This is a genomic window from Bacillus sp. ISL-41, from assembly GCF_018613235.1.
GTDB lineage: Bacteria > Bacillota > Bacilli > Bacillales > Cytobacillaceae > Mesobacillus.
This window is the reverse complement of record NZ_JAGGQP010000018.1, coordinates 33,873-39,981: the sequence shown is the minus strand read 5'-3', so window position 1 is coordinate 39,981 and position 6,109 is coordinate 33,873. Positions and strand designations below refer to the sequence as shown.

The window sequence follows — 6,109 nt, the reverse complement described above, 5'->3', positions numbered from 1 at the left end:
ATCCATAGCGTCGATGGAGACACAAAAAGGAGCGAATTCCGAAAAAAGCGCTATCCATAGCGTCGATGGAGACACAAAAAGGAGCGAATCCCGAAAAAAGCGCTATCCATTGATGTATGTAGGAGGAACCCTGCAATCTAAATGACATAAAGTAAATAAGGAAAGCGAGGGGAGCCATATTGAGCTTTACAGAGATGATTCCAGGAAGGGTTTTTGTAGGAGGCAGGATTTCCTTTAAGGATTGGCCATTTGTCTATCAACATATTACTTCGATCGTAAACCTGCGGACAAAGCCTGACCAACCGCCTTTTGATTTTTCTCAGCGAATAATGATATGGGCACCTTTAACTATCAAGGAAGCTCCGACCATCGAATGGGTAGAAAAGCTAATTAAACAATTAAACTATTTAGTTGAAAAGGGACACCGCATCCTTATTCATGATACGTATGGTTCCCAACGGCTGGGTTTTGTGATAACAGCATATTATATGCAGCGTTTTCAGTTAAGCCTTAATCAGGCACTGCATACTGTAAGACAAATTAAACCGGACATAGAGCCTACTCCAAATTATATGGAAGTGCTGACCGAGTATGAAAGGCACCTTGGATTCGGGGAAGCATGAGATGTTATTAGGTAAACTTTGTTGTTTTCTAAACTGCTGGAGGCCTTTTTTATATTTGTTGTTTAAATATTCTTGGTAGTGTTAATAGGGACCAAACGTTATCGAATCTATCCCTATTTCTAATAATATTATCGTATTTAACTAGTATGCAATAATAGCTTAAAACGAAAAGCCATGCTGCTCTTTCATTTTGGCGAAAATTAACAGTTTCAATATGATCCATCTATTTCTTCATATGGACACAAGTAAAAGTGGGAAGTTGGAAGGTGCCTGCAAAGATAATGCTTCTACATACAATCTGATTTCCACACACTACTACAGGCCGAAAACCATTAAACACACCATATCCTGTAACCGTTATCGTGTCACAGTCCAAAGTAGGGAGAGTGGTTGGTGGAGTTGTACAACAACCTATAACATGGTCTACACATACTTTACCTGAACAACTTATACGTCCAAGGCCGGAATCATCAAATGTTGGTGGACAAGCAGGGTCATTTTCTATTGTGTTTAATCCTCCGCAATCACCTATTATCGATGAGCTCCCAATAAAGGGAATACATCCAGTAACCCTTACTTGATATAATGGTACGGTTACAGGACCACAGTCGGTCTCAACAGTCTGCTCACATTCTTCTACATGGGCCCTTAATTGATTCGTATTATAAATTAACCTTATATCGTCAATCACGCCCAAAAAACCCTCAGGAATTTCTACTTCACAGCAAAAATTGACGTTTCGATTAACCGGTTCACACGTAAGGTCACCAACTTGATTAGGAGTAACAGGTGTAAAATCCACCCCCTCAGCAGCCGCTTGGTCAGGAAGAGACGGAAGCGGGTTTTTAACTTCCTTGTTCTCGTTTATCATTTTTTTTTCCACTTTTAACAACACTCCTTTCTTTAATATGGATATGCACTTAACACTTAACTTGAGTGGATGAATGTATTGGTTCGAAAAAGGTATTCTTCTAATTTTGCCTTTCGATGCTTACCCTCAAAGAATTTTCATAATCGTAGTATAATAACAAACGAGGTGAGAAAAGCATGGAGGACATAACATTAAGCTCATTGCTGGATGTCATCGGAGAGTTGTTTTCGGATGAGATTTCGATTGCGGTTTCGAATACAAGAGAATACATTTATTATCGTCCCAGCAAAAGGGTTGATTTGAAGATTGCTGCTGGCGATCCTGTTAAGGAAGGGACGATTGCCTATAAAGCGCTGATGTCGAAGCAGAAGGTTTCTGAGTTTATTAACAGGGATGTTTTTGGTATTCCTTATCATGGCATGGCAGTACCGTTTTTACATAATGGCAAGATTGAGGGCTGTGTGACAGCGATCTATCCGGCGCTGACGGATGGAAAGTCAGTCGTGACTCTGAAAACCCAGGATGGCTGGATTCCGGTTCCTTTTTCAAAGGTGATCCATATTGAAGCTAAAGATAAGAAGACGCATGTCTACACAGATGAGATATCGGGTACCCATAAATACTCCCTGCAGGAGTTTGAATATTTACTTCCGAAGGATTCGTTTATTCGCTGCCATCGATCTTTTATTGTAAATGTGAACCATATTAAGACGATTTATCCGGACACTCATTCTACTTTTTTGCTTTCGATGGATAATGGGGAACGGGTGCCGGTCAGCCAATCTTACTCCAGTTACTTTAGAAAGCTGCTGGGATTCTGATTTATTCTGCTTTGGTGTCTAAATTTGCTGTTTTGTCCGAATCTTTGGTCTAGTATGCCAAAAACCATATCTTGATGGTGCTAATGGGTAAAATGATTATAACTATTCATTAAGCGAGGGATTGAGATATGGAACATCAATTAGAAAGAATTAAAGATCACCGACTGAAGGACAAAGTTGTGACTCCTGAACAGGCAGCTTCCTTCATTGAAAGCGGAATGTCTTTAGGGTTAAGCGGATTCACGCGTGCGGGTGATGTAAAAGCGGTACCATTTGCTCTGGTTAATAAGGTAAAAGAAGATGAAAATTTTAAGGTTAATGTCTATACTGGTGCTTCACTGGGTTCTGATGTTGATAAGCGGTTCGCTGAAGCGGGCATTCTGGGCAAAAGATTGCCATTCCAGGCAGATGCGACAATGCGCCGCGGAATCAACCAGGGAGATTTTCTATTTGTCGACCAGCATTTATCCCATACAGCCGAGCTGATCCGTGCTGATGTCATGGAAGTTGATGTCGCTATTTTGGAAGCGGTTGCAATCAACGAGGACGGAATGGTCATTCCAACGACTTCGATCGGCAATTCGATGGCTTTTGCCCGGAATGCAAAATCAATCATCATCGAAATCAATACAGCTCAGTCAACAGATCTGGAAGGACTGCATGATTTATACGAACCAGGAAAACAGGGGGCAAGGCAGCCTATCCCGCTAACAAAAGCGGATGACAGGATCGGAACCATCGGAATCCCGATTGATGTGGACAAGGTCAAAGGAATTGTGTTCACGAATCAGCTGGATTCCCCATCGACGATTGTCCCTCCGGATGAAGAAACAGTGGTAATGGCTCAGCACTTAATCGAATTCCTGCGAAAAGAAGTGAAGGCTGGAAGACTTACCGAAAGCCTGGCTCCATTACAATCAGGAATCGGTTCGGTTGCCAATGCCGTTCTACATGGAATGCTTGATTCAGAGTTTGAGAACTTAGAAGTTTATTCCGAAGTGCTTCAGGATGCGGTGTTTGACCTGATTGACGCGGGAAAGGTCCAATTTGCTTCATGCTGTTCAATCACACTTTCCGAAGAAAAAATGAAGCAGGTATTCTCAAACTTTAAAAAATACCGCGATAAATTGATGATGCGCCCTCAGGAAATCTCCAACCATCCTGAAATTATCCGTCGTCTCGGGTTGATTTCAATCAATACTGCCTTGGAGTTGGACATCTACGGAAATGTGAATTCAACTCATGTCCTCGGCACTAAAATGATGAACGGCATCGGAGGTTCTGGCGATTTTGCCAGAAATGCACGCCTGGCCATCTTCGTCACAAAATCGATTGCCAAAGGTGGAAACATCTCGAGCATCGTGCCTTTCGTCTCACATGTAGACCATACAGAGCATGATGTAGACGTGATTGTCACTGAACAGGGATATGCCGACCTAAGAGGCCTTGCTCCAAGGGAAAGAGTGGAACTGATCATTGAAAACTGTGCGCATCCGATGTACCGCGACCAACTGCGTGCTTATTATCGAGAAGCGCTGGAAAGAGGCGGGCAAACACCGCATATTTTAGAAAAAGCATTATCATGGCATACCAATTTTGCCAGCAAGGGTACAATGCTTGAAGAATCGACGGAAACGATTACTGTATAGCGCATTGTATTTCTAAGGGAATTTAGATTTCATTTCAATCGAAAATAGGAAATTAATATAGAAGATTATATAGAGGCTTCCCTAGTCCTAAGACATGTGGGGAGCCTCTTTTTCGTTGAGTTTTATAATATCTTCAGCAGAATAAAAAACAATAAACCTCTCATTGCTGGCATTGACTGGTCCAAATTACTTTCATGTTTCTCTTGATGATTTGTAAAGGATTCTTTCTGCATGTCGGCTAAAAATTTATTAACCCATCTCCTAATGTCTAAACTCATTAAGATTATGTGTCAAGTTTTTCAAGGGGATAAAATAGTTGCTTCCTACTATCCCTAAATGAGTAAATAGTCTGAAAACTCGACCAACGCCAAAACGTATAACGTATTAGAGGAACGGAAAGGAGGGAGCTGCAATTTCTTAATGAAAATATTTCCTGATTACTGCTAAAAATAGTTATATATACCTATAAAACTTAATATTTGAAATCAATCCGACAAAATCCAACAAAATTCCACAGTTGCAATATTTTCAATTAAAAATAAAAATATGAAATTTTACCTATAAAAAAATCTTATATTCAAGATTTTTGTGGGAATAAAATCACTGGAGATAATGCAGCTGTCAAGGGTCTGATTTGACGGTTTTGTGAACAAGTGATAGTAAATATATAGTAATAAAAAAGAAAAAACTCCATGTATATAGGTTTAATGAATCATAAAATTGGAAATAAACAAATAAATATTTCCATAATTTTCATATTTAAAAAAGAAAAATCTTTAAGTTTGAGCAAGAGAAGGGGAGAAAGAGATGAAGAAGATTGCAGCACTAATTTTCTGCATGGCTTCAGCGGCTCTATTTACTGGATGTTCCGATCAGGGTGCCGCTGAAAAAGAAAGCAGCCAGCCAGCAAAGCAGGAGGAAAAGAAAGAGAAAGAGGAAGCTGCAGAAAAGGTTGAATATCCCGAAGCGGCAATGACGGGTGAAGAAATTGTCAACCAGCCAGTTGGAGAAAAGATGGCAGAGGCAGCGGCCAAGGCTGGAACAGCTGATGAGGATTCTATAAGCGACATGGACAAATTGATGGCGGAATTCCAAACGAAAGATCAATCGGAACAGGAAATTTTAAATGGATTGATTCACTGGTTTGGCATGGATTATACAGAAGTTTACCAAAACCTTGTAAACTATGAACCTGATTATGGTGAATACGACATCGCCGGCGAGAAACAAAAGATCAAGAATATTGCTATACATATCGATTCAAGCGGAAGTATGAACGGACAGGTTTCAGGCGGAGTGAAAATGGATTTAGCCAAAAATGCCGTCAGAAAATTTGCTGCCGGATTCCCGGATGAGACCCCAATCACCTTGCGTACCTATGGGCATAAGGGCACAGGAGATGACAAAGACAAACAGCTATCCTGTTCAAGTACGGAGGTCATGTATGAAACCAATACTTATAATGAACAAAATTTCAGTGCTGCGCTGAATAAGTTTAAGCCAAGCGGCTGGACGCCTATAGCGGCCTCCATAAAAGCCGGATATGACGATTTACAAACAAAGGCAGATGAAAATACAGAAAATATCCTCTATGTTGTGAGTGACGGGATTGAAACATGTGATGGTGACCCAGTTGAAGAAGCTAGAAAGCTCGCAAACTCTGATCTGCAGGTCAAGGTCAATATCATTGGCTTTAATGTGGATGATGAGGGGCAGAGGCAGCTTAAAGCGGCAGCTCAAGCAGGGAATGGCCAATACTATACCGTCAACTCAAAGGTAGAACTGGAAAACACTCTAACCAAATTGATGGGTGAAGCAATGTCTTCCATTGAGAAAAATATCTCTAAAGCATCCAGCAAAACAGAAATCAACTTCCGGACCGCAGACTTAAAGCAGCAGGTCGGAGGAATCAGGAATGATTTCATGGACGTTGCAGACACGGAAAGAATGCTGTTAGGAGATGCATTATCGGAACTGCAGAAGCAGGAAAAAATTAAACCCGAAGACAGAGACGCCATCTATGATTTGATTAAAATCCGATATGAGGAATTGAATAGCTTCAGTGAGTCCCTGATGGAACAAGCGAAAGAAAAAGTAGACAAAAGACGCCAGGAATTAATCGACCAGATTAATGCTAGCTGATGA

General features: G+C 40.8%; 5 protein-coding genes. 4 read left to right on the top strand and 1 reads right to left on the bottom strand.

What is annotated here, in order from left to right; all coding sequences use genetic code 11:
• Positions 1–179 precede the first annotated feature (179 nt).
• A complete protein-coding gene (locus tag J7I80_RS08680) occupies positions 180–623 on the top strand; it encodes a protein-tyrosine phosphatase family protein (protein ID WP_214737600.1) in 444 nt (147 codons plus the stop codon).
• Positions 624–846: 223 nt separating this feature from the next.
• On the opposite strand, the gene J7I80_RS08675 is transcribed toward J7I80_RS08680, so the two are convergent.
• A complete protein-coding gene (locus J7I80_RS08675; RefSeq protein WP_214737598.1) occupies positions 847–1,506 on the bottom strand; it encodes a hypothetical protein in 660 nt (219 codons plus the stop codon).
• A gap of 164 nt (positions 1,507–1,670) precedes the next feature.
• Between J7I80_RS08675 and J7I80_RS08670 the strand changes: the two genes are divergently transcribed.
• From J7I80_RS08670 to J7I80_RS08660, 3 genes are all read left to right on the top strand, one after another.
• Positions 1,671–2,315, top strand: a complete 645-nt coding sequence (locus J7I80_RS08670; RefSeq protein ID WP_214737596.1) for a LytTR family DNA-binding domain-containing protein — start codon at positions 1,671–1,673, stop codon at positions 2,313–2,315.
• A gap of 128 nt (positions 2,316–2,443) precedes the next feature.
• Positions 2,444–3,964, top strand: coding sequence for a succinyl-CoA:acetate CoA-transferase ScpC (locus J7I80_RS08665; RefSeq protein ID WP_214737594.1), 1,521 nt, complete (start codon positions 2,444–2,446; stop codon positions 3,962–3,964).
• A gap of 807 nt (positions 3,965–4,771) precedes the next feature.
• Positions 4,772–6,106: a VWA domain-containing protein gene (locus tag J7I80_RS08660; RefSeq protein WP_214737592.1), complete on the top strand. Its 1,335-nt coding sequence runs from the start codon at positions 4,772–4,774 to the stop codon at positions 6,104–6,106.
• Positions 6,107–6,109: the final 3 nt, after the last annotated feature.